General features: G+C 72.5%; 20 protein-coding genes and 1 tRNA gene. 9 read left to right on the forward strand and 12 right to left on the reverse strand.

Going from position 1 to position 24,273, the window contains the following annotated elements:
• Positions 1-86: 86 nt before the first annotated feature.
• The 6 genes from DEU31_RS06875 to DEU31_RS06900 all read right to left on the reverse strand — a co-directional run bounded on the left by DEU31_RS06875 (position 87) and on the right by DEU31_RS06900 (position 6,269).
• Positions 87-983 (reverse strand): Bax inhibitor-1/YccA family protein, encoded by an 897-nt coding sequence (locus tag DEU31_RS06875; RefSeq protein ID WP_133676590.1) that lies wholly within the window; start codon positions 981-983, stop codon positions 87-89.
• Between the two features lie 205 nt (positions 984-1,188).
• Positions 1,189-1,962: an amino acid ABC transporter ATP-binding protein gene (locus DEU31_RS06880; RefSeq protein ID WP_010551153.1), complete on the reverse strand. Its 774-nt coding sequence runs from the start codon at positions 1,960-1,962 to the stop codon at positions 1,189-1,191.
• Entirely contained in the window at positions 1,949-2,614 is a 666-nt protein-coding gene (locus DEU31_RS06885; protein WP_133676591.1) for an amino acid ABC transporter permease, read from the reverse strand. The genes DEU31_RS06880 and DEU31_RS06885 overlap by 14 nt, the downstream gene beginning before the upstream one ends.
• Positions 2,615-2,620: 6 nt before the next feature.
• The gene (locus DEU31_RS06890) at positions 2,621-3,457 is read right to left on the reverse strand and encodes a transporter substrate-binding domain-containing protein (RefSeq protein WP_133676592.1); all 837 of its coding nucleotides are present in this window, start codon (positions 3,455-3,457) and stop codon (positions 2,621-2,623) included.
• A 37-nt stretch (positions 3,458-3,494) separates the two neighbouring features.
• Positions 3,495-4,628: a PLP-dependent aspartate aminotransferase family protein gene (locus DEU31_RS06895; protein ID WP_010551150.1), complete on the reverse strand. Its 1,134-nt coding sequence runs from the start codon at positions 4,626-4,628 to the stop codon at positions 3,495-3,497.
• Between the two features lie 327 nt (positions 4,629-4,955).
• On the reverse strand, positions 4,956-6,269 hold the full coding sequence (locus DEU31_RS06900; RefSeq protein WP_133676593.1) for an MFS transporter: 1,314 nt from the start codon (positions 6,267-6,269) through the stop codon (positions 4,956-4,958).
• A gap of 189 nt (positions 6,270-6,458) precedes the next feature.
• Between DEU31_RS06900 and DEU31_RS06905 the strand changes: the two genes are divergently transcribed.
• Entirely contained in the window at positions 6,459-7,550 is a 1,092-nt protein-coding gene (locus DEU31_RS06905; RefSeq protein ID WP_133676594.1) for an ROK family transcriptional regulator, read from the forward strand.
• 78 nt (positions 7,551-7,628) lie between these two features.
• Here the strand turns inward: DEU31_RS06905 and DEU31_RS06910 are convergent, their stop codons facing one another.
• The gene (locus DEU31_RS06910; protein WP_166649422.1) at positions 7,629-8,360 is read right to left on the reverse strand and encodes a YggS family pyridoxal phosphate-dependent enzyme; all 732 of its coding nucleotides are present in this window, start codon (positions 8,358-8,360) and stop codon (positions 7,629-7,631) included.
• A gap of 49 nt (positions 8,361-8,409) precedes the next feature.
• A tRNA-Leu gene (locus DEU31_RS06915) sits at positions 8,410-8,483 on the reverse strand.
• 64 nt (positions 8,484-8,547) lie between these two features.
• Here DEU31_RS06915 and DEU31_RS06920 point away from each other — a divergent pair.
• Together DEU31_RS06920 and DEU31_RS06925 are read left to right on the forward strand one after the other, a co-directional pair.
• Complete coding sequence (locus tag DEU31_RS06920; RefSeq protein WP_133676596.1) at positions 8,548-10,707, forward strand: helicase-associated domain-containing protein; 2,160 nt, start codon at positions 8,548-8,550, stop codon at positions 10,705-10,707.
• Positions 10,708-10,884: 177 nt separating this feature from the next.
• Positions 10,885-11,154, forward strand: coding sequence for a DUF2700 domain-containing protein (locus DEU31_RS06925; protein WP_010551145.1), 270 nt, complete (start codon positions 10,885-10,887; stop codon positions 11,152-11,154).
• A 193-nt stretch (positions 11,155-11,347) separates the two neighbouring features.
• Here DEU31_RS06925 and gndA read toward each other — a convergent pair whose 3' ends face one another.
• Complete coding sequence (gene gndA / locus DEU31_RS06930) at positions 11,348-12,808, reverse strand: NADP-dependent phosphogluconate dehydrogenase (RefSeq protein ID WP_133676597.1); 1,461 nt, start codon at positions 12,806-12,808, stop codon at positions 11,348-11,350.
• Between the two features lie 236 nt (positions 12,809-13,044).
• Here gndA and DEU31_RS06935 point away from each other — a divergent pair, with 236 nt between their 5' ends.
• The 6 genes from DEU31_RS06935 (at position 13,045) to DEU31_RS06960 (ending at position 21,139) form a co-directional block, all read left to right on the forward strand.
• Positions 13,045-13,824, forward strand: coding sequence for a hypothetical protein (locus DEU31_RS06935; protein WP_133676598.1), 780 nt, complete (start codon positions 13,045-13,047; stop codon positions 13,822-13,824).
• Positions 13,825-13,956: 132 nt separating this feature from the next.
• Complete coding sequence (locus DEU31_RS06940) at positions 13,957-15,612, forward strand: DNA repair helicase XPB (protein ID WP_133676599.1); 1,656 nt, start codon at positions 13,957-13,959, stop codon at positions 15,610-15,612.
• A gap of 138 nt (positions 15,613-15,750) precedes the next feature.
• Entirely contained in the window at positions 15,751-16,215 is a 465-nt protein-coding gene (locus tag DEU31_RS06945; protein ID WP_133676600.1) for a lipopolysaccharide assembly protein LapA domain-containing protein, read from the forward strand.
• A gap of 54 nt (positions 16,216-16,269) precedes the next feature.
• Positions 16,270-16,992, forward strand: coding sequence for a response regulator transcription factor (locus DEU31_RS06950; protein ID WP_062948766.1), 723 nt, complete (start codon positions 16,270-16,272; stop codon positions 16,990-16,992).
• A 31-nt stretch (positions 16,993-17,023) separates the two neighbouring features.
• The gene (locus DEU31_RS06955; RefSeq protein WP_133676601.1) at positions 17,024-18,610 is read left to right on the forward strand and encodes a HAMP domain-containing sensor histidine kinase; all 1,587 of its coding nucleotides are present in this window, start codon (positions 17,024-17,026) and stop codon (positions 18,608-18,610) included.
• A 210-nt stretch (positions 18,611-18,820) separates the two neighbouring features.
• Complete coding sequence (locus DEU31_RS06960) at positions 18,821-21,139, forward strand: PhoX family phosphatase (RefSeq protein ID WP_133676602.1); 2,319 nt, start codon at positions 18,821-18,823, stop codon at positions 21,137-21,139.
• A 165-nt stretch (positions 21,140-21,304) separates the two neighbouring features.
• Here DEU31_RS06960 and DEU31_RS06965 read toward each other — a convergent pair whose 3' ends face one another.
• Genes DEU31_RS06965 through DEU31_RS06975 form a run of 3 tightly spaced genes read right to left on the reverse strand, consistent with a single transcriptional unit; the run spans position 21,305 to position 24,233 of the window.
• Positions 21,305-21,856 carry a DUF4031 domain-containing protein gene (locus tag DEU31_RS06965; RefSeq protein ID WP_010551137.1) on the reverse strand — a complete coding sequence of 184 codons (552 nt, stop codon included), beginning with the start codon at positions 21,854-21,856 and terminating at the stop codon, positions 21,305-21,307.
• A complete protein-coding gene (locus tag DEU31_RS06970; protein WP_133676603.1) occupies positions 21,853-23,214 on the reverse strand; it encodes a DUF418 domain-containing protein in 1,362 nt (453 codons plus the stop codon). Before DEU31_RS06970 ends, DEU31_RS06965 begins: the two co-directional genes overlap by 4 nt.
• Positions 23,211-24,233 carry a ribonuclease HI family protein gene (locus DEU31_RS06975; protein WP_133676604.1) on the reverse strand — a complete coding sequence of 341 codons (1,023 nt, stop codon included), beginning with the start codon at positions 24,231-24,233 and terminating at the stop codon, positions 23,211-23,213. The genes DEU31_RS06970 and DEU31_RS06975 overlap by 4 nt, the downstream gene beginning before the upstream one ends.
• Positions 24,234-24,273: the final 40 nt, after the last annotated feature.

A 24,273-nucleotide genomic window follows, 5' to 3' on the forward strand; every position in this document is an offset into this window, starting at 1 on the left:
GTCCCCGGAAGGCGGAACGGCGGGCCCCCGAGGGGACCCGCCGTTCAGCATACGGAGTGCGACGCCGGCGGCGCCGCGCGGTGACGTCAGTCGTTGCCGCGCAGGATCATCAGGATCCGCAGCACCTCGACGTACAGCCACACCATCGTCACGGCGATGCCGAAGCCGAGGCGCCAGGCGTACTTCCGCGGCGTGCCCGCCTCGACGGAGCGCTGGACGTCTTCGAAGTCCATCACCAGCGAGTAGGAGGCCATGACGACGGCGAGGCCGCCGATGACGAGGCCGAGCACGCCGTCGCGCAGGCTCTGCCCGGAGAGCAGCAGGTAGCCGATGTTCACGAGCCCGAACAGCAGGTACGCGACCATCGCGACCATGAAGATCTTGTTCAGGCGGGGGGAGGTGCGCAGGATGCCGACCCGGAAGAGGACCAGCACGGTGGCGGCCACCGCGAGGGTGCCGACCACGGCCTGCATCGCGATGCCGGGGTAGATGAACTCCATCGTCCCGCTGAGCCCGCCGAGGAACAGGCCCTCGAAGGCCGCGTAGGCGAGCACCAGGATCGGCGAGGGCTGCTTCTTGAAGATGTTGACCAGCGACAGGACGAGTCCACCGATCAGGCCGACGAGGGTCGCGACGCCGGTGAGCACGAGACCCGCCTGGACCCCCTGGTCGCCGGCGACGAGGCCGAGGGCGAGCGGCATCATCGCGACGGCGAAGCCGACCACGATGATCACGCCGAGGGTCGCGCTGATGGCGTTGAGCGCATCGCGCATGGTCATGCGACCGGTGTCGTGACCGGTGGCGGCCGGGCGGGCGTACATCGCCTCGAGCTGGTCGCCGCCCTGCTGGCCGAAGCCGGAGGACCACTGGGTGTCGGAAGCGGGTCCGGTCTGTGCGCCCTGGCCGAAGCGGGGGCCGCTGTACGCGCTGCCGCCCTGCTGCACTGCCTGGTCACGGCCGAACACGATGTTGTGGCGTGCCATGTGACTCCTCACGTGGGAATGATCGGGGGTCGACGGCGGAGCTCCACAGGGTCCACCGGACCGACCCGCCCAGCCTAACGGGCGTTCCCGAGATCCACCTGGGCGCGCTCTGCGCCGTGAGCGAAGCGTGACCCGCGCTCGGGGCCGCCGCCGCGCCGCTCCTCGCCAGTGCCGGCGCTTCTCGTGCAGGCCGGGCCCCGCCGCCTCAGACGGAGCTGATGACCTCGCGGAAGCGGCGCAGGCGCTCGTCGGTGCTGGAGAAGAACTCCTCCGGGCCGCCGTCCTGGAGGATCCGCCCGTCCTCGAGGAACACCACCCGGTCCGCGACCCGTCGGGCGAAGGCGAGGGAGTGGGTGACCACCACGAGGGTGCGGTGCTCGGCGGCGAGGTCGGAGAGCACCGCGACCACCTCGGCGGCCAGCTCGGGGTCCAGCGCGGAGGTCGGCTCGTCGAACAGCAGCACGTCGGGGTCCATGGCCAGCGCCCGGGCGATCGCGACGCGCTGCTGCTGGCCGCCGGAGAGGCGGTCGGGATAGGCCTCCGCCTTGTCGGCGAGACCCACCTTCCCCAGCAGCTCGCGCCCGCGCGTCTCGGCCTCCGCCCGGTCCAGGCCCAGGTTCTCGATCGGGGCGAGGGTGACGTTCCCGAGGGCGGTCAGGTGCGGGAAGAGGTTGAACTGCTGGAAGACCATCGTCGAGCGGGAGCGGATCTGCCGGACGGTCCGGGCCGGGAGCCTGCCGCCCACGTCGATCGGGCCGTCGCCCAGGTCGAGGGTCCCCGCATCGGGCTGCTCGAGCAGGTTCAGGCAGCGCAGCAGGGTGGACTTGCCCGAGCCCGAGGGGCCCAGCAGCACTGTCGTGGTGCCGCGCTCGATCTCCAGCGAGACCCCCTCGAGGGCGACGAGCTCCCCGAAGGTCTTGCGCAGGCCGGCCACGCTCAGCGGCGGCCGGGCGTCGGGAGCGTTCTCAGGCGCGGACATGGGCGGACACCTTCCTCTCGAGCTGGTTCTGCCCGAGGCTCAGCAGCGACACCACGACGAGGTAGATCAGGGCCACCAGGGTGTACATGATCAGCGGCTCGTAGGTGGTCGCCGCGATCTGCCGACCCACCTGGAACAGGTCGATGAGCGTGATCGCGAAGACCAGGCTGGTTCCCTTGACCAGGTCGATGAAGTCGTTCGCGAGCGGCGGGAGCACGATCCGCATCGCCTGCGGGGCCACGACCCGGCGGAAGGTCGCCGCGCGCGAGAGGTTCAGGGACCTGGCCGCCTCGAACTGGCCGCGCGGGATGGAGAGGATCGAGGCGCGCACGGCCTCCGAGGCGTAGGCGCCGGTGTTCAGCGCGAGCGTGATCACGGCCGCGGGGAAGGCGGCGAGCTCGATGCCGATGCCCGGGAGCCCGAAGTAGACGATGAACAGCTGCACCACCAGCGGGGTGCCGCGGAACACCTGCACGTACGCCCAGGCCACGGCCTTCAGCGGCGCCGGGGAGTACAGGCGCGCGAGCGCGACCAGCACCGCGATCACCAGCGCGATCGCGAAGGACAGCAGGGACAGCGGGATCGTGACCTGGACCAGCGCGGCGAGCAGCCGCGGGAGGGACTCGATCCACAGCTCGAGGAAGCGGGGCACGGCGCCTCAGCCCTCCGGGGTGATGTCCTGGCCCACCCACTCCTCGTAGATGGCGGTGAGCGAGCCGTCCTGCTTCATCTCCTCGAGGATCGCGTTCACCTCGGTCAGCAGCGGCTCCTGCCCCTGCTGCATGATGACGCCGACGGTCGTCTCGTCGGGCAGCTCCTCGTCCAGGAGGCGGAAGGTCGCCTCCGGATGCTCCTCCTGGTACGTCTGGAAGGAGATCAGGTCGTTCGCGGTCGCGTCGGCCCGCCCCTGGAGCACCAGCTCGATCGCCTCGGCGAAGCCCTGGACCGGCACGATCTCGGCGCCGAGATCCTCCATCTGGGCGGCCCAGTTGCTGGTCGCGGTCTGGGCGCTGCGCGCGCCGTCGAGCTCGGCGAGGGTCTGCACCTCGGAGTCCGCGGGCACGGCGACCCGGCCGATCGAGCGGGCGTAGGGCTCGGAGAAGGCGTAGACCTCCTCGCGCTCGGGGGTGATGCCGACGTTGTTGACCACGAGGTCGTAGCGGTCCACGTCGAGCCCCGCGATGAGGGAGTCCCATTCGGTCTCGACGTACTCGGGCGTCGCCCCGAGCCCCTCGGCGATGCGATCGGCGATCTCCTTCTCGAAGCCGACCAGCTCGCCGGAGCCGTCGTGGAAGGCATAGGGGCGGTACGTGCCCTCGAGCCCGATGCGCACGGTGCCGCTCTCCTGGATCCGGGCGAGGACGTCCTCGCCGTTGCCGCCGCCGTCGGAGGCGCCGGAGCCTCCTTCGGAGCTGCAGGCCGCCAGGACGGCGAGCACGGAGGTGCCGCCGAGGGCGAGGGCCAGACGACGGGTGGGGCGCGGAGCGGAGCTCATGGTGATGTCCTCTGCGGTGGGGAGCGGTCGGGGGCGGTCAGCCAGCGGCGGCGAGGGCCTGGTCGAGGTCCTCGAGGAGATCGGCGAGGTCCTCGATGCCGACGCTCAGGCGCAGCATCTCGGTGCTGATGCCCGCCGCGGCCTGGGCCTCGGGGGTCATCGCCTCGTGGGTCATGGTGGCGGGGCGGCAGATCAGCGACTCGACGCCGCCGAGGCTCACCGCGTAGGCCGGGTAGCGCAGGGCGCGCAGGAAGGCGACGCGGTCCAGACCGTCGGCGAGCTCGAAGGAGAGCACGGCACCGCGGCCCGTGGCCTGGGCGTCGTGCAGGCGCGCCTCCTCCTCGCTGTGCGAGCCGGGGTACCAGACCCGGGCGATGCGCTCGTGACCGCGAAGATGCTCCACGATCGCCTCGGCGTTCGCCTGCTGGCGCTCCAGGCGCAGCGGGAGGGTCTTGATCGACTGGATCAGGCGGAAGGAGTCCTGCGGGCCGAGCACCCCGCCCTGGGCCTTCTGGGCGAGGCGGAGCGCGTCGGCGAGCCCGTCGTCGTCGGTGGTGACGGCCCCGGCGAGGAGGTCGGAGTGGCCGGCGAGGTACTTCGTGGCGGACTGCACGACGATGTCGACGCCGAGCGCGAGCGGCTTCTGCAGCACGGGCGTCATGAAGGTGTTGTCCACGATCACGAGGGCGTCGTGGCGGTGGGCGAGCTCGACGATGCGGCGCAGGTCGGTGATGCGCAGGGTCGGGTTCGCGGGGGTCTCGACGAAGACGGCGCGCGTGGCGGGGGTGAAGTCCTCGTCGGTGAGCTCGGCGAGGTCCGCGACGAAGCGGCCGGTGATGCCCCGTCCCGGCAGCACGAGGTCGACCAGGCGATAGGTGCCCCCGTAGACGCTCGCGGGGAGGATCACCTCGTCGCCGACCTCGAGGGTGGACAGCGAGGCGGCGGTCGCGGCCATGCCGGAGGCGAAGGCGAAGCCGTGGCGGGCGCCGTCCAGCGCTGCGAGGACCTGTTCGAGCTGGGCGCGGGTGGGGTTCGCCCCGCGCTGGTAGGCGTAGGCGCCGTCCTCGGTGGCGGGGTCGAGCTCGAAGGTCGAGGCCAGGTGCACCGGCGGGACGACCGCTCCGTGCTCGAAATCGCGCAGGGTGTGCACGGCGGCGGTCTGGATGTGCACGGCAGCTCCTCATCGGGGGACGTCGGGGATGCGGTCACACTAGGTCGCCGCCTCCCCGGCGGCCAGGTGGGATGAACGACTGTGAAGCCCAAGTGGAGCCGATGTTACGCCCAAGATCGTTTTATGGGCAGGTACGTGGGACCCGTTCCCGCCGAGCCGCGCCTCGGACCCACGGCAGGCTGCGGGGCCGACCCGGCGGTCCGGCGCACACGGCGCACGCGGCGGCCGTCGGCCCCGAGGATGCACGAGGGCCCGCGACCGTGATGGTCGCGGGCCCTCGCGGCGGGAGTCCGGCGGGGTCGGGCGCCGGCGGGACGCCCGCCGCGCTCAGACGCCGGCGGGGACGACGGGGATCGAGCCGGTGATGGTCTCCTCGTGCTCGCTGAGCACCTGCAGGGTGCGGCGCGAGCGGACCTTCAGCGCGATCAGCGTGGTGACGACCATGGCGAAGCCGGTGCTCGCCAGCACGATCGCGACGACCATCGGCGCCTCGTAGCCGAAGCCCGCGGCGATCACGGCGCCGCCGAGGGTCGCGCCGAGGGCGTTGGCGACGTTGAACGCGGCCTGGTTCATCGAGGCGCCCAGCAGCTCGGAGCGGTGCGCGATGCGGATCATCCAGGTCTGCATCGCGGGGCTCAGCGAGGAGTTCACGAGGTTCGCCGCGAAGAACGCGATGATCAGCGCGGTCAGCGAGGTGTGGGCGACGGCGAAGAGCACCACGAGCGCGGTGATGTAGAGCGGGAAGCCGATCAGCAGGGTGCCCTTGAGGGAGCGGTCGGTGGTCACGCCGCCCACGACGTTGCCGATCGTCATGCCGAGGCCCGCGGCGGCGAGCACCCACGGCACGGAGCTCTCGGGGGCGCCGGTGACCTGGGTGGTGATGTCGGCGACGTAGCTGAACACGGCGAAGGCGCCGGAGAAGCCGACCGCGGCGATGCCGATGACGATCCACAGCTGGAGGCGCTTGAGGGCCACGAGCTCGTCGACCATGCGGCGGCCGATCGCCTTCTCCTGGTGCGGGACGGTCAGGTAGAGGGCTGCGAGGGTCGCGACGAACACACCGGCCAGCAGCAGGTAGACCACGCGCCAGCCGGCCGCCTGGCCGACGGCGGTGAGAATCGGGACGCCGATCAGGTTCGCGACGGTCAGCCCGGACAGGGCGAGCGCAGTGCCCTTGCCCTGGCTGCCGGGGCCCATCAGGGAGGCGGCCAGCAGCGAGGCGACGCCGAAGTAGGCGCCGTGCGGGATGCCGGCGACGAAGCGGGCGAGCACGGTGAGCTCGAAGGTCGGCATCACGCCGGAGAGCAGGGTGCCGACGGCGAGCGCGATCGCGAGCAGCATGATCATCGTGGTGCGGCTCCAGCGCACCGAGAGGAGCGCCAGGGCGGGGGCGCCGACGACGACGCCGAGCGCGTAGGCGGTGATCGCGATGCCGGCGCGGGCGATGCCGCCCTCGGGGTCGGCGGCCATCATCTCGGGCAGCAGGCCGTGGGCGATGCCGGGCAGCAGGCCCATGGAGACGAACTCGGAGCCGCCGATGCCGAAGCCGCCGAGCGCGATCGCGAGGAGGGCGAGGCGGCGGCGAGCAGGGGTGAGCTCGGTGGACGCAGGGCGGGGGGCGCGGGTGAGGGTGAGGGTCATGAGGGGACCTCGGCTGTCGGGAGCGGGCGGGCGGGGACGGGCTCCATCGACCCGACGCACAGAATAAGCAAACGCTGTTGCGTTAGGTCAAGGGGGCGGCGGGGATCTGTTGGATCACAACGGGTCGCGGCACCCCTCCCTTGCGCGTTACCCGCCGGTCACAGCGTCGTGGCGTGCGAGGATGGCCGGGTGAGACCGACCACCCCGCTGGACCGCATGGCGGGCGCGCACGACGCCGCCGTCCTCGCCGTCGCGCGCCGCGGCGACCCGGTCTCCCGCTCCGGCCTCGCCCAGGAGCTGCAGGTGACCCCGCAGGCGATCTCGAAGATCCTGGCGCGGCTGATGGAGCGCGGCCTCGTCGAGGAGGCCGGCACCGTGACCTCGGGCCCCGGCAAGCCCACGACCCTGTACGAGATCGTCCCCGGCTCACGCCGTGCGATCGGGCTGCACCTGACCCGCTCGCGGCTCCACTCCGTCGTGGTCGACCTCACCGGGGAGATCCTCGAGCGCCGCGAGCTCGAGATCGGCCGCCTCCAGCCGGTGCCCGAGCTGGTGGCCACCCTCGCCGACGAAACCCGCGCGCTGCAGGACGTCGGCCCGGGGATCCTGCTCGGCGTCGGCGTGGGGATGCCCGGCCCGGTCGACGGCGAGGAGGGCGTCTATCGCGGCACCTCCGACCCCGATCCCTGGCGGGGCGCGCCGATCCGCCGCCTGCTCGCCGCGGAGCTCGGCATGCCGGTGCTGCTGGACCACGACTCCCGTGCGGCGCTGGTGGGCGAGGCCTGGTCCCAGCCCGGGCTGCTCCGCAACGCCGCGCTGCTGCTGGTCGAGGACGGGCTCGGGGCGGCGCTGTGCCTGGACGACCAGATCGTGCGCGGCGCCCACTCCCACGCCGGCGAGATCGGGCACACCGTGGTGCGGATGGACGGGATCCCCTGCCCCTGCGGCCGCCGCGGCTGCGCGCAGAGGGAGCACCGGGCCGCGCTCGAGCGAGGGGAGGACGAGCTCGCCGCGCGCATCCTCGCCGAGGTGGTGGTGAACCTGGTGCGCCTGGTGGACGTGGACCGCGTGGTGCTCGGCGGGCGGACCGTCCACGAGCAGCACGAGGCGTCGATGGACGCGATCCGCGAGGCGCTGACCGCCGGGCTCAGCGACGAGCCGTGGGTGCACGTCGAGGTGATGCTCTCCACCCGGGGCACGGACCTGATCGCCGTGGGCGCGGCCTGCGAGGTGCTCGAGCACGAGTACGGTCTGCCGCAGGTGCTCGTCGGCCCCGAGTGACGCGGCGGGCCGGCCCGGAGGGAGACGTCGGCCCGAGAGGTCGGGTCGATCGCCGGAACGCCGCTCGCCGGAGCCGGGTCAGTCCCGGGGGCCGAAGAGCGCCGAGCCGACGCGCACGATCGTCGCGCCCTCCTCGACGGCGATCTCGAGGTCGCCGCTCATCCCCATCGACAGCTCGGTGAGCTCGGGGATCCCGAGCTGCTCGCGCAGCGCGTCCCGCAGCTCGCGCAGGGAGCGCAGTGAGGCGCGCACCGCTGCCTCGTCGCTCGTGTTCGCCCCGATGGTCATCAGGCCGACGGGGCGCAGGCGCTCGCTGCCGCGCAGGCGCTCCACGATCGGCGCGAGCGCCTCGAGGCTCGGGCCGTAGCCGCCCTTGGACTCCTCGCCGGATGTGTTGACCTGCACCAGCACGTCGCGGCGGAGGTCCGCGAGCTCGGCCCGGCGCTCGAGGGCGTCGGCGATGTCGTCCCGGTCCACGCTGTGCACGAGCTCGGCGAAGGCGATCACGTCGCGGGCCTTGTTCGTCTGGAGCCGGCCGATGAAGTGTCGGGGCACGCCGTTGCCCGCGAGGAGCGGGTCCTCGTGCTTGGCGATCTCCTGGGCCCGGTTCTCCCCCACCGCGATCCGTCGGCCGCGCTCGCGCAGCAGCTCGATCATCTCCGCGATCTGGGCGGGGGTGCGGGTCTTGGTGGCCAGCAGCAGCGTGATCTCCGCGCCGTCGCGCCCGGCACGGGCCGCGGCGGCGTCGATCCGCCCGAGCACCTCGTCGAGGCGGGCGATGAGCTGGGGGTCGGCGGAGGAGGCGGTCATGGCCTCCATTGTGGCCGATCCCGGGCGTGCCCGGCACGCGGGCATCCGGTGCCCCCAGCGGGACTCGAACCCGCACTGTGCCGCTTTTAAGGCGGCCGCCTCTGCCGATTGGGCTATGGGGGCGTGCACGCGCCGGCGCTCGCGGTGGTGCGACCGGCGGCGGCGTCACCCTATGCTGGAATGCATCATGACCGCTGTGATCCGGTCCCTCGCGGACTCCCTGCGACGGTTCGGCGACGACCGCCTCGAGGCCCTGCTCGTCGCCCGACCGGATCTCGCCTCGCCTCTGCCCCGGGGGATCGGCCCGCTGGCCGCGCGCGCCGGGGGCAGCACCTCCGCGCGCCGCGCGCTGGACTCGCTCACCCTGCCCGAGCTGCATCTCGTCGAGGCGCTCGCCGTGCTCGAGGACGGCTCCTCCCCCGCCGCGCTCGCCGCCGCGGTCTCCTCCGACCCGGCGACGATCGCCCCGTCCCTCGAGCGGCTGATCACCCTCGCGATCGTGTGGGGCGAGGACGAGCTGCACCTGCTGCGGCCGCTGCGCGACGGCCTGCGCGCCCCGGCCGGGCTGGCCGCGGCGACCGCCGCCGATCCCGACGCCGAGGAGGCCGCGCGCCGCGTCGAGGCGGCCCGCGACCGACTCGGCCCGGCCCTCGACGCCCTCGCCTGGGGGCCCAGCGCCGTCACCGGCAGCGGGAAGCTCGCCGCCGCGCTGCGCCAGGCCGGGATCGTCGAGCCCGACGGGGAGAGCCTGCACATCCCCCGCTCCGTGCACCTCGCCCTGCGCGACGGGAGGGTGCGCCGCAGCCACACCGCTCAGCGCCCCGGGCCCGAGGGCCCGGAGGTCACCGAGCGGATCCCCGGCTCCCGCACCGCGCAGGCCGTCGAGCGGGCCTTCGAGGCGCTGCGCCTGCTGGGCACCGTGCGCGGCTTCGACGAGGACCCGCCCGGGGTGCTCAAGCGCGGCGGGCTCCCCCAGCGGGACCTGCGCCGTCTCGCCGAGCGCGCCGGCGCCCCGCTGCTGGCTCACGCGACCGTGCTGCAGAGCGCCTGGCAGGCCGGGCTCATCGGGCACGACGGCCAGGAGTGGCATCCCACCCGCGACTGGGACGTGCACCGGATGCTGCCCCCGTCCCAGCGCTGGGCCGAGCTCGTGCTCGCCTGGGCGCGCGGGCACCACCTCGCCGCCGTGGTCGGCACCCCCGACCCCTCGGGGACGGGCCGCTCGCTGCTGTCGGACCTCACCCGACGCGACGGCGTGCGCACCCGGCGCGGCAGCCTGCTGCGCCTGCTGCGCACGAGCCCGGGCGTGGACGCGACCGAGGACTCGCTCGTCGCGGCGCTCGCCTGGGCGTTCCCGCTGGTGCCCTCCGAGGTGCTGCGGGAGGAGACCTCGGCGCTGCTCGTCGAGGGCCGGGCACTCGGCGTGCTCGACGGCGGCAGCCTCACCGTGCTCGGCCAGGCCCTGGTCCCGGCCCTCGACGAGGACATCACCACCGCCGACGCCCGCCTCGCCGCGGCGCTGGAGGAGGTCGCCCCCGCCCCCGTCGAGGAGGTGCTGCTGGACGCGGACCTCACCGCCGTGATCCCGGGCCGCCCCGCCGAGCGCCTGCTCCCGCTGCTGGACTGGACCGAGGTGATCTCCCGCGGCGGCGCGCTCACGCTCCGCTTCAGCGCCGCCACGGTGCGGCGGGCCCTCGGCGACGGCCGCGACGCCGAGGCGCTGCTCGCCCTGCTCGAGGACGTCTCCCGCTCCCCCGTCCCGCAGGCCCTGACCTACCTCCTGCGCGACGAGCAGCGACGGCACGGCCGGGTGCAGGTCTCCCGCGCCTCGACCGTCCTCACCGCCGAGCCCGAGGTGCTGGACCTGCTGCAGGCCGCCTCCGAGGCGGTGCCGCTGGGGCTGCACCGTCTCGCGCCGACCGTCGCCGTGACCCTCTCGGATCCGGGCTTCGCCCTGCAGATCGCCCGTCAGGCCGGGCTGTCGCCGCAGGCCGTCGGCCCCGACGGGAGGCCGGTGTCCGAAGAGCTGTCGCACTCGCTGCGCCCAGGGCCCGTCGATCCCGATCTCGTGACCGTCGAGGGACCGGAGCTGCGGATCCCCGTCGCGGAGGCGGTCGCACGGATCCGCGACGCTGAGGAGGGCGGCACCGACCTCAGCGTCACCGACCGGCTGCTGGACGCGATCGCCCGGTCCGCCGCGATCCCGCTCGGCATCGTCGACGGGCAGGGCGGCGTGGTCGTCAAGCAGGCCCTCCCGCTCTCCCTCGAGGGCGGACGGCTGCGGGCCCGCGAGTCCGGCAGCCAGGAGGAGTTCACGGTGCTCGTGCACCGGGTGACGCTCGACTGAACGCGGCCCTGCGCCGGTGCAGGTCACGGATCGGTCCATGGGGAGCACTCCCCATGGCGGAGCACCTCCTGCATCGGGGTACTATTCGGCTCGCCAGGCACGGGGCGACCTCAGCGCCTCCCTGGGGCCCGGGCGCATCCGTCTCGGGGCATGATCATCAGGAAAGAGGGGTTTCCCATGACCGCACCCGTCCCTAACGCCGCGAGCGAGAAGATCAAGAAGAACGCGCTGATCGCCATGATCGTCGGCTTCGTCTGCGGCGGCGTCCTGCCCGGCGTGCTGGGCCTGCTCGGCTATCTCAAGGCCGATCAGGAGCCGGAGACCGCCCGCAAGTTCACGAAGTGGGCCTGGATCGTCTTCGCGATCTGCTGGGTTCTGGCGATCATCTTCATCGTCATCTACGTCATCTTCATCGTCTCGGTCGCGAGCTCGGGCATGGACTACTGAGCAAATCTGCTTCACGAAGAAGGCCCCGGACCGTTCGGTCCGGGGCCTTCGTGGATCAGCGGCGATGTCGCCGCCAGTCGATCAGTCCTGCATCAGTCCGACTGATCTCCTACCGCTCGTACCTCGCAGTACGTCGATCAGTCCTGCATCAGTCCGACTGATCTCCTACCGCTCGTACCTCGCAGTACGTCGATCAGTCCTGATTGGTCTCGCGACGGTCCTGGGTCCACTCGACGTGGAAGGTGCCCTCGGTGTCCACGCGCTGGTAGGTGTGGGCGCCGAAGTAGTCGCGCTGGGCCTGGACCAGGGCGGCCGGGAGGCGCTCGGCGCGCACCGCGTCGTAGTAGGACAGGGTCGAGGAGAAGACCGGGACCGGGTAGCCGGAGGCCGCCGCGAAGGCGACGATACGGCGCCAGGCCGGGATGCACTTGGCGATCTCCTCGGTGAAGTACGCATCGGCCAGGAGCAGCGGCAGGTTCGCGTCGCGCTCGTAGGCCTCGGTGATGCGGTTGAGGAAGCGGGCGCGGATGATGCAGCCGCCGCGCCAGATCCGCGCCATCGCGCCGAGGTCGATGTCCCAGCCGTACTCCTTCGCGCCGGCCGCGATCTCGTCGAAGCCCTGCGAGTAGGAGACGAGCTTCGCCGCGTACAGCGCCTTCTGGAGGTCGTCGATGAACTGCGCCTTGTCGGCGATCTCGAGGGTCTGCGCCTCGGCCTTCAGCACGCCGCGGGCGGCCTCGCGCTGCGGGGTCGAGCCGGAGGTGGAGCGGGCGAAGGTCGCCTCGGCGATGCCGGTGACCGGGACGCCGAGGTCCAGCGCGGTCTGCACGGTCCAGGCGCCGGTGCCCTTCTGGGCGGCGCGGTCGAGGATGACGTCGACGAAGGGCTTGCCCGAGGTCTGGTCGGTGTGGTGGAGCACCTCGGCGGTGATCTCGATGAGGAAGGACTCCAGATCGCCCTTGTTCCACTCGGCGAAGACGTCGCCGATCTCGGAGGCGCCCATGCCGAGCGCCTTGGACATCATGTCGTAGGCCTCGGAGATGACCTGCATGTCCGCGTACTCGATGCCGTTGTGGACCATCTTCACGAAGTGGCCCGCGCCGTCGGCGCCGACGTGGGTGCAGCAGGGGACGCCGTCCACGTGCGCGGAGATCTTCTCGAACATCGGGCCGAGGCGGTCGTAGGACTCCTTGGTGCCGCCGGGCATGATCGAGGGGCCGTTCAGGGCGCCCTCCTCACCGCCGGAGACGCCGGAGCCGACGAAGTGCAGGCCCTTCTCGCGCAGCGCGGCCTCACGACGGCGGGTGTCGCCGAACAGGGCGTTGCCCGCGTCGACGATGATGTCGCCCTCCTCCATGAGGGAGGCGAGCTCGTCGATCACGGCGTCGGTGGGCTTGCCGGCCTTGACCATGATGATCGCCACGCGCGGCTTCTGCAGGGAGGCGACGAAGTCAGCCATGGACTCCGACGGGTAGAACTCGCCCTCGGAGGCGTAGTTGTCCATGACCGTCTCGGTCTTGCCGACGGAGCGGTTGTGGATGGCGACCTTGAAGCCGTTGCGGGCGAAGTTGCGGGCGAGGTTCGAGCCCATCACCGCCATACCGGTGACGCCGATGTCCGCGACATCGGCAGGGGACGGAGCAAAGCTGGCCATGGGATCTCCTCAGATCGAGTGACTGTCGAGCCGGGCCGAACCGCGGCGCCGAAGGCGTCGGCGGGCATCGCGGGCCCGACCCATCGCGGTCCATCCTAGGGAATTCCGGCCCGAGACGTTCCCGTGTGCCAGCGCTTGCCGCACGAGGGTGGCCGCCGACACGGTACCGTCGCTCCGGGGAAAGCGGGAGGACGCTCTCCCGCACGCCCGGACACACCTCGAGAGCGAGCCACCCGATGACTCATTCCCCGTTCGATCCGCAGTCCGCCCCCGGCGCTCCGGGCGCTGTACCGCAGGGCACCGCCGGCGCTCCCGGCCCGACCCCGGGCACCGACCTCGGCGCCGACCTCGGGGCGGGTCTGCGCTTCGCGGGCACGGGCCTGCTGCGCGGCGCGGCCGCGCTGCTGGGCGTCGGCGCGCTCTACGCCGTGGCCATGGTCGTGGTGCTCGGCGTCGGCTTCGCCCTCACGCTCTTCCTCTCGATCGCGATGGTCGAGACGTCCTCGTCGGCGGGCGGCGACCCCTCCTTCGGCCAGATGATCGTGATCTTCGCGCTGTGCTTCGTGCTGGTGCTGGTCACCGGAGTGGTCGGAGCGCTGTGGCAGGCCGGTGCCGCGCAGGCCGGCGGGATCCTCGCCGGTGGCGAGCGTCCGAGCTTCCGCCAGGGCCTGATCGGCCCCGGCCGGGTGGTCACCACCGCCGTGCTCGTGCTCGTGATCGTGATGATCGGCTCGGTGCTCCTCTACCTCCCCGGCATCATCGCCGCCGTGCTGCTGTTCTACGCGATCCCCGCGGCGCTGCGCGGAGCGTCCCCCGGCCAGGCGCTGCGGGAGTCGGTCTCGACGGCCACGTCGAACCTCGGCGTCACGATCGTCGGCTTCCTGATCACGATGGTGGCCTCCTCGATCGGCGGGACGCTGGTCGTCGGCTTCATCGCGGTCATCCCCTTCACCGTCCTGCTCCAGATCGGGCTCTACGAGAGGGTCAACGGGCGCACGCCGTCCCTGCCCGCCTGATCCCGGCCCCGCCGCACCCCGCATCCGAGCCCGCGCCCCGTCCTGGGAGCGCGGGCTCGTGCACGTGCCGGCCCGGGGAGGCGCCCCTCACGTCGCCCCCTCCCCGGCCCGGACGGGACGTAGCCTGATCCGATGACCGACGGCCCCCTCATCGTCCAGAGCGACAAGTCCCTCCTGCTCGAGGTCGACCATCCCTCGGCGCAGGCCGCCCGGATCGCGATCGCGGCCTTCGCCGAGCTCGAGCGGGCGCCCGAGCACGTGCACACCTACCGCATCACCGACCTCGGGCTGTGGAACGCGCGCGCCGCCGGCTACGACGCGGAGACCGTCGTCGCGGCGCTCGTGGACCACTCCCGCTACCCGGTCCCCCACTCGCTGCTGATCGACGTGGCGGACACCATGGACCGCTACGGGCGCCTGCAGCTGCTCTCCGACCCGCAGCACGGGCTCGTGCTGCACGGGCTGGACCGCGCGGTGCTCGAGGAGGTCACCCGCGCCAAGCGGGTCCAGGGCATGCTCGGCGAGCGCGTCGACGACACCACGGTCAGGGTCCATCCCTCCGAGCGGGGCGCGCTCAAGCAGGCGCTGCTGAAGCTCGGCTGGCCCGCCGAGGACCTCGCCGGCTACGTCGACGGGGAGGCGCACCCGATCGCGCTGGCGGAGGACGGCTGGCAGCTGCGCCCGTACCAGACCGAGGCGGTGGACGGCTTCCGCCACGGCGGTTCGGGCGTGGTGGTCCTCCCCTGCGGCGCGGGCAAGACCCTCGTCGGCGCCGGGGCGATGGCCGCGATGCAGCGCACCACGCTGATCCTGGTGACCAACACCGTCTCCGCCCGCCAGTGGCGGGACGAGCTGCTGGCCCGCACCACCCTCACCGAGGACGAGATCGGCGAGTACTCCGGCACGACGAAGGAGATCCGCCCGGTCACGATCGCCACGTACCAGGTCCTCACCATGAAGCGGAAGGGCGTCCACCCGCACCTGGAGCTGATGAGCGCCCGCGACTGGGGGCTGATCCTCTATGACGAGGTGCACCTGCTGCCCGCGCCCGTGTTCCGGATGACCGCGGACCTGCAGGCCCGGCGCCGTCTGGGTCTGACCGCGACGCTCGTGCGCGAGGACGGCCGCGAGGGCGAGGTCTTCTCGCTGATCGGGCCGAAGCGCTACGACGCGCCGTGGAAGGACATCGAGGCGCAGGGCTACATCGCCCCGGCCCTCTGCACCGAGGTGCGGGTGACCCTGCCCGCCTCGGATCGCATGGCCTACGCGATGGCGGAGGCCTCCGACCGGCCCCGCCTCGGCGCCGCGCACGGCGCGAAGGTGCCGGTGGTCGAGCGGATCGCGCGCGCCCATTTCGGGGAGCCGCTGCTGGTGATCGGCCAGTACCTCGACCAGCTCGAGGAGATCGCCGAGCACCTCGGCGCAGAGCTGCTGACCGGGCAGACCCCCGTCAAGCGTCGCCAGCAACTGTTCGCCGACTTCCGCGAGGGCCGGATCGACCGCCTGGTCGTCTCGAAGGTCGCGAACTTCTCGGTCGACCTGCCCGAGGCCTCGGTCGCGATCCAGGTCAGCGGTGCCTTCGGGTCCCGCCAGGAGGAGGCCCAGCGCCTCGGCCGCCTGCTGCGCCCCAAGGCCGACGGGCGCTCCGCGCACTTCTACACCGTCGTCATGCGCGACACCCAGGACCAGGACTTCGCCGCGCACCGTCAGCGGTTCCTCGCCGAGCAGGGCTACGCCTACTCGATCGTGGACGCCGAGCAGCTCGACGGGGCGCTCGACGCGGGCTGAGCCGTCCCGGGCCGCACATCCGTCGGCCCGGCTCCACGGCGAGGGGACGCGACGTCGTTACAGTGGGCACGCACGACATCCCCGCCGGCCCTGTCGGCGCTTCCCCGCCGCCCCGTCGGCCGTCCCCAGGAGATCGACATGACCGCACCCGACGATCCCACCCGCACCCCCGGCCCCGGCGACGCCCCGCGCGCCGACGCCCCGCGACCGGACGCCGCCCCCGACGCCCCCGCACCGCGTCACGAGGACACCGCCGCCACCGCCCCGACCGGTCGCCGTGCCGCCGAGCGCCCCGCCGCCGAGGAGCCCGCCGACGTCCCGACCTCCTCCGGCGGCAAGACCGCGACGACCTGGATCGCGCTGATCCTCGGCGCGATCGTGCTGGTGCTGCTGCTGATCTTCGTGATCCAGAACAATGTCTCGGCCCGCTTCCAGTACTTCGGGGCGGAGTTCGACCTCCCCCTCGGCGTCGCGATGCTGCTCGCAGCGATCGCAGGTGCGCTGGTCATGGCGCTGGTCGGCTCGGTGCGCATGATCCAGATGGGCTGGACGATCCGCAAGCTGCGCAAGCAGCAGGAGAAGGTCCAGCGCACCCTGCGCTGAGGTCGCCCAGGAGACGTCCAGCCATCTCCCAAGCAGAGGGAGGACGGTAGAGCCATGACTGCTGCGAGCGAGGAGAACGACTACGAGGCACGCCTCCTGGTCGTCGACGACGAGCCCAACATCCGCGACCTCCTGGCCACCTCCCTGCGCTTCGCAGGCTTCGAGGTGTTCACCGCCTCCACCGGCAACGAGGCGATCCGGGAGGCGACCGAGCACCAGCCGGACCTCGTGGTCCTGGACGTGATGCTCCCGGACATGGACGGCTTCACCGTCACGCGCCGCCTGCGCGACCGCGGCGAGCAGTACCCGATCCTCTTCCTCACCGCGAAGGACGAGACGCAGGACAAGGTCGCCGGCCTCACCGTCGGCGGCGACGACTACGTCACCAAGCCCTTCAGCCTCGAGGAGGTCGTCGCCCGGATCCGGGCCGTGCTGCGCCGCACCCACGGCGGCTCGGAGACGGCCGTGGACAGCGCCCTCGTCGTCGGCGACCTGCGCCTGGACGAGGACTCCCACGAGGTCCACCGCGGGGACGTGAACATCGAGCTGTCCCCCACCGAGTTCAAGCTCCTGCGCTATCTCATGCTGAACGCGGGCCGCGTGGTCTCCAAGACCCAGATCCTCGACCACGTCTGGGACTACGACTGGTCCGGCGAGGTGGGCATCGTCGAGTCCTACATCTCCTACCTGCGTCGCAAGATCGACGTGGTGGGCGAGCCGATGATCCACACCAAGCGCGGCATCGGCTACGTGCTGCGCGCCGCCGAGGGCGCCTGACCCCGACGCCCGACCCGAGGAGCACCACCCCGTGGCCCTGCCGAGCCTGCGCACCGAGCGCCCGATGTCCCTGTGGACCCGGATCGTCGCGCTGATCTCGCTGCTGCTGGTGCTCGGCGTGGTCGTGACCGGGAGCCTGTCGCTGTTCCTGCTGAACCGCACCCTGATCCAGTCGGTCGACAACAACCTGCAGTCCTCGATCAGCGAGATGCTCTCCCTGGCGCAGCACGAGCTCGCCGGGGACGACGACGCCGTCACCTCGAGCACGTACATCCCCGTGGAGTACGCGGTCGAGATCCGCGACGAGCAGGGACGGCCGATCGAGCAGGAGGTCTTCCACTACGGGCCCGGGAAGGTCTCGGTGCAGTTCCCGGACCTCACCGACGAGCAGATCCTGCAGCGCGGCGGGCGCCCCTTCACGGTGCTGGACTCCGCCGAGAACCGCTGGCGGGTCATCGCGATGGTCAACTCCGGGCCGGACAAGGGCAGCGTGTACGTGGCCCTGCCACTGACCTCGGTGGACCGCACCATGCACGAGATGGCGCTGATCATCGTGCTGGTGGGCACCCTCGTGGTGCTGGTCGGGATGGGCGCGGGAGGCTATGTCACCCATCGGGCGCTCGAGCCGCTGCGGGACGTGGAGGCCACCGCCTCCCAGATCGCCGGGGGCGACCTCTCCCAGCGCGTGCCCGTGACGGACACGAGCCTCGAGGTGCACGACCTCGCGCTGTCGCTGAACGAGATGCTGGTGCGGATCGAGCAGGCCTTCGCCGCGCAGTCCGCCTCGGAGGAGAAGGCCACCGCCTCGGAGGCGAGGATGCGCCGCTTCGTGGGCGACGCCTCCCATGAGCTGCGCACGCCGCTGGCAGCGATCCGAGGCTTCGGGGAGCTGTACCGGATGGGGGCCCTGCGCACCGACGAGGACACCGCCTCCGCGATGCGTCGGATCGAGGACGAGGCGAGGCGCATGGGCTCCCTCGTGGAGAACCTGCTGCGCCTGGCGCGGCTCGACGAGCGCCCCGACCTCGACCTCGAGCCGCTGGACCTCACCGACGCCCTCTTCGACGCCGCCCAGGACCTGCGCGCCCTGGACCCGGACCGACAGGTCATGGTCGTCTCCCTGCAGGGGACGCCGCTGTCGGTGCAGCCGCACGTCCCGTTCGGGGTGCTGGGCGACGAGGCCTCGCTGCGACAGGTGATCCTGAACCTGGTGGGCAACGCGAACCGCCACACCCCCAAGGGATCGCCGGTCGAGTTCGCGGTGGGCCGCCTCGAGGACGGCCGGGTCCGGATCGAGGTGCGCGACCACGGCGAGGGCATCGACGACGACCAGCGGGAGAAGGTGTTCGAGCGGTTCTACCGCACCGACTCCTCCCGGGTCCGCTCGGCGAGCCAGGGCGGCGGCGCGGGCCTGGGCCTGTCGATCGCGGCGACCATCGTCCAGCAGCATCGCGGCGCGATCGGCGTGCAGCCGACGCCCGGGGGCGGGGCGACCTTCTGGATCGAGCTGCAGGGCACGGACCTCGACCCCGAGCAGCAGGTGGAGCCGGACCAGCTGCGGGCGCTGACGAGCTCCTCCTCCCCCGCGAGCCCGTCCGTCCCGCCCGCGCAGGACTGATCCGCGCATTCCCCGCCGCTCCCTGCGACGACGCTCTGACGTGCACATTTACGCAACACCACCATGTCGCAAATCGGACATTCGTCGCCCATCGACTGTTCATCGCGGCTTCACCGGGACCCCATGTCGTGCTCCACCTCGCCGTCCATGGTGTAGGGGTCGCGAGCTCCACCCACTCGCGGACACCCGCTCACGACCTGAGGAGCCCCCATGCTCAAGCGTCATCTCCCCATGCTCGGCCACACCCGTGGCAACCGCCTCGCCATCACCTGCGAGCTCAAGTGCGGCAGCGCCTGCTCGCACCCGGTCCCCAACACCTCGGACAACTCGCACTTCCGCGACATCGCCGACGCCGCGATCTCGCGCCGCGTCGCGCTCGGCGCGGGCGGCGGTCTGGCCGCCGCGGTGGTCGTCGGCGCGAACGTGGCCGGCGCCCCGGCGGCGCGGGCCGACCACGGCGCCCACCCCCAGGGCGACGGGACCCTCACCTTCCAGGCCATCGACCCGGTGCCCCGCGTCGTCGACGACATGACGGTGCCCCGCGGCTACGACTGGACCCCGATCATCCGCTGGGGCGACCCGCTGTTCGAGGACTCCCCCGAGTTCGACCTCGAGAACCAGACCCGCGAGTCGCAGGAGAAGCAGTTCGGCTACAACTCCGACTACCTCAACGTCATCGTCGACGACGAGGAGGGCACCACCGGCTATCTCGTCAACAACCACGAGTACACCAACGAGAACATCATGTTCTCCCCGGAGTACATCGCCTCGAACCCCGAGGACGTCGTGGGCACCGCGATCGCCGCCCACGGCCTGTCGATCGTGGACCTCGAGCGCACCGGCGCGGGCGAGCCCTGGTCCTACGTCGTCGGCGGCCGCCGCAACCGGCGCATCACCGGCTTCACCCCCTTCACCGTGGACGGCCCCGCCGCGGGCTCGGACCTGCTGAAGACCGTCGAGGACCCCGAGGGCATGACCGTGCTCGGCACCCTGAACAACTGCGCCGGCGGCACCACCCCGTGGGGCACCGTCCTCTCGGGCGAGGAGAACTTCGACCAGTACTTCGTGGGCACCGCGGGCGTCGAGGAGCAGGAGCGCGTGGGCATCTCCCCCGGCCCCACCTCGCGCCGCTGGGACCTAGTCCACCCCCGTTTCAACCTCAACAACGAGGGCTACGAGAACGAGGCCAACCGCTTCGGCTGGATCGTCGAGATCGACCCCGACGACCCGACCTCGACCCCGGTCAAGCACACGGCGCTGGGCCGCTTCAAGCACGAGGCCGGCACCGTGCACATCGCCCGCACCGGCCACGCCGTCGTCTACTCCGGCGACGACCAGACCGACGACTACATCTACAAGTTCGTCTCCCGTCGCGTGTACCGCGAGGGCGACAAGGCGAACAACATGAAGCTGCTCAGCGAGGGCACGCTCTACGTCGCGCGCTTCGAGGGCAACTCCCCCGCCGGCGAGATCGACGGCTCCGGCGACGTGCCCTCCGACGGCGCCTTCGACGGCGCGGGCACCTGGGTCCCGCTGGTGCGCAACAACCGCTCCCTGGTCCCCGGCTTCACCATCGAGGAGGTCCTGGTCAACACCCGTCTCGCGGCCGACACCGTCGGCGCGACCAAGATGGACCGCCCCGAGGACGTCGAGCCCAGCCCCACCAGCGGCAAGATCTACGTGGCGCTGACCAACAACTCCAAGCGCTCCCCCGACTACGTCGACGAGGCCAACCCCGTCGCCGTGCCCGACGGCGGCAACCGCGACGGCCACGTCATCGAGATCACCGAGAAGCGCGACGACCACACCTCGACCCGCTTCAACTGGTCGATCCTGCTGCTGGCCGGCGATCCCTCCACCTCTGAGACCGCCTACTTCTCGGGCTTCCCGAAGGACCAGGTGTCCCCGATCTCCTGCCCGGACAACCTGGCCTTCGACTCGAAGGGCACGCTGTGGATCTCCACCGACGGCCAGCCGGGCAAGATCGGCTACTCCGACGCTCTCCACAAGGTCACCCTCGAGGGCGAGGACCGCGGCAGGGTCGAGCAGTTCCTGGCCGTCCCCGCCGACGCCGAGACCTGCGGCCCGGTCATCCACGACCTCGACGACTCGGTCTTCGTCGCGGTCCAGCACCCGGGCGAGGGCGGCGAGTGGGGCGCCCACACCTCCTACTTCCCGGACTTCGCTCCCGGCGGCGGGCTGAAGGGCGACCTGGTCGCCGTGCCGCGTCCCGCCGTGGTCCAGGTCTACCTCGACGTCCTCGACGACGCGGACGACGAGGAGGCGGGCTCGGGCGGCGGTGCCGGCAACGGGAACGGCAAGGGCAACGGCAAGGGCCGTGGCCAGGCCGACCGCGGCAAGGGCAGCGACAACGGCAAGGGCAAGGGCAAGGGCAAGGGCAAGGGTCGCGACAACGGCCGCGGCAAGGGCCGTCGCGACGAGGAGAACCGTCGCAAGGGCCGCTTCGCCGAGGACGGCCGGCGCAGCCGGGACTGGAACAACGGCAAGGGCCACGGCGCCGAAGGCTGACCTCGTACTGCACGCCGCCTGATGCGGACGGGCTCCTCACCGCGGTGAGGGGCCCGTCCCGTCGTCCGGGGCACATCGCGGGCGGGGAGCGGTGTCGGCGGGCCCGTCCGGTTCATCCTGTCGGCGGGCCCGGCCGGTTCGTCCCGTGGTCGGACCCGTCGTCGCTCAGTCCGTCGGCGGGCCGTCCATCGCCTGGCCGACGAAGCCGGGCTCCCCGGCCTCACGGGCGAGCGCGTCGAGCCGTGCCAGCAGCGCCTCGGCGCGGCGTCGGCCCTGCGCATCGTGCGCCTCGACCCGTACGTCCCCGTGCGGCAGGTCGCGGGTGAGGCGGAAGGAGCCGGGCTCCGCGGGCAGGGGGTCCACGTGGCCGACGAGTCCGACGATCAGGTCGCGCGGCACGGGGTCGAGGCCCAGCTCGGCGGCGTGGGCGGCGCTGCGTCGGGCCCGGGCGGCGGGGCGCTCGGAGAGCTTCACCCGCAGCCCCGAGCGCAGCAGGATCCGGGTCAGCTCGCGGTCGCCGACGAAGCTCACCCCGGCGGCCTCGAGGTCCTCGCGGGCGGAGGCGGGCCAGTCGTAGTGGTCGAGGTCGAAGGCGCGCGGGGGCAGTCCGGCACGGGCGGCGGCCTCGTGCAGCTCCTCGAGGGAGCGGTCCGAGACGAGATGGCCCCACACGGTGCCGTGACGGGGCCAGCGCGGGGTGTCGGCGAAGACGGTCATCGGGTTCCTCCGCGGGCTCGGTGGGCGTCGGCGGTGCGGGGTGTGCGGGGTGTGCGGGGTGTGCTCGATCCTGCCAGAGCACGCAGCACGTGCTCCATCGGGCCGCGTCGTCCGCTCCGGCGCAGCAGCACGGCGGGCGGGAGCATGAGGAGCCAGCCGGCGAGCACGAGCGCCGCGGCGCCCGCGCTGCCGAGCTGCGCGCCGAGGTCGAGGGTGTACGGCGGGAACAGGAGCAGGCACAGGACCGACTGGGCGAGATACGCACTGAGCGAGACCGCACCGAGCGCCTCGACGGCGCGCACCGCCGCGCCGAGGGGGTCGCGGGCCCCGGCTGGGTCGCGGGCCCCGGCCGGTGGCGGGGCCGCGGCAGTGGCCGTTGGTGTGTCCGTGGGTGTGGCCGTGGCCGCCGCGGACGCGAGGCCGCCGTCGGCGCCCGGTGCGCGCGCCGCGGGGCGCGGGCCCCACCGCGCGGCCAGCAGCGCGGCCCCGGCGGCGAGGCCGACGGCCCCGGCGAGGCCGCTGACCTGGTGGAGCACGCCGAGGATGCCCAGCACGACCTCGACGTCGAGCCGGGCATGGGCGGGGTCCAGGACCAGCACGGCGGTGAGCGGCACCGCGCCGACCAGGCCGATCGCGAGGCCCCACCGGGCGAGCCGGCCGAGCCGTCGGCGATGCGCGGGGACGTCCTCGAGCAGGGCGCCGCGGGCCATGAGCGCACCGAGCGCCATCGGGGAGAGCAGGCCGATCTCCTCGATCGGGGCGAGCAGGAGGCCGTGCAGGGCGTCAGGCGCTCGGATCCCGACGCCGGCCAGGTAGTCCGGTGCGGAGGCGGCCGCATAGCCGGTGCCGCCGCCGAGCCCGACCGTGCCGTCCACCCATCCCCACACGCCGAGCGCCGGCAGCGTCACGATCGCCGCGGCGGCGAGCACCACCCGTCCCCGGGTCATCAGCAGCGCGCAGAGCATCCCGATCACCGCGTAACCGACCAGGATGTCCCCGCTGAACAGCAGGATCGCGTGGGCGAGGCCGATCGCCAGCAGCACGGCGAAACGGCGCAGCATGCGCCGGAGGAACCGTCCCGTGCGCTCCCCGCGCTCGAGGGAGCGGCGGCGGAGGATCCCGATCCCGTACCCGAACAGCAGGGCGAACAGCGGGAAGCCGCGGTTGTCGACGAGCAGGGCGAGCAGCACGTCCACGACGCGGTCCGCGGCGCTCGCGTCCTGCTGCTTCAGCAGCGCCGTCCAGGCGGAGCCGTGCAGCCAGCCCACCAGGTTCGCCAGCGCGATGCCGAGCAGGGCGATCCCGCGCGCGAGGTCGGGACCGCCCGCACGGGCGTCGAGCGGGACGGAGACGGTCACCGTCCTCCGGCGCCCTCCGGGGTGCCCTGGTGGTGGCGCAGCAGCCAACGGCCCCGCTCTTTCACCCACACCGAGCTGCGGCGGACGGTGCCGTCCTGGCCGGTGGTGACATAGCGCAGGAGGATCGCGCCTGGCGCGATCTCGTCGGCGAGGAACTCCTCGGCCTGCACGTCCACGAGCGGGGCGAGGGCGGAGAGGATCTCGTCGCGGTCGTAGCTGCGCCCGCTCGCGCCGATCTCGGTGAAGGCGGGGTGCAGCAGCTCGGCCGCGCTCGGGGCGTCGGCGCGCAGCGCGTCGGTGAGCAGCGCCTGCTCACGGGTGATGACCTGCTCGAAGTCGCTGGTGCCGGGGGCGTCGGCGACGAGGACCGTGTCCTCGACCGCGGTGGAGCAGGAGGCCGCGGGGGCGGGATCGACGGTGTCGAAGAGGCTGAAGAGGTCATCCGGATCGTCGGCCGCGCCGGTCTGCGAGAAGGACGGCGCGGCCGACGGGGAGCCCGTCGACGAGGAGCCGGCCGACGGCGCGGGAGAGGAGCCGCCCTGCGCGGGGCCACTCCCCCGGTACCCGGGCCCGACCTGCGGGTCCTGCTTCTTGGAGAACGCGGTCGCGGCGGCGTTGGCGCGCTTGTCCGCCGCCTCGTTCATCGCGTGGCCGGCGTGGCCCTTGACCCACTCGAACTCGACGCTGCGCCCGGCGAGCGCGCGGTCGATGTCCTTCAGCAGCTCGACGTTCATGACGGGCTTGCCGTCCTTCTTCCGCCAGCCCTTGCGCTTCCATCCCGGCATCCACTTGGTGATGGAGTTGATGACGTACTGGCTGTCGCACAGGATGTGCAGGTGCTGGTCCGCGTCCACGGCTGTCGCCTCGAGGAGGTCCAGGACGGCCTTCAGCTCGCCCATGTTGTTGGTGCCGTGGGGCCAGCCGCCCGCACGCCAGGTGTCCTCGTCGATGTACCAGGCCCAGCCTGCGGGTCCGGGATTGCCGAGGGCGGAGCCGTCGGCCGCAGCGGTGATCGTCATGGACGCAATCGTTCCACAGCCCGGCGACGTTCCCCGCTTC

The organism is Brachybacterium sp. AG952 (assembly GCF_004362645.1).
GTDB lineage: Bacteria > Actinomycetota > Actinomycetes > Actinomycetales > Dermabacteraceae > Brachybacterium > Brachybacterium conglomeratum.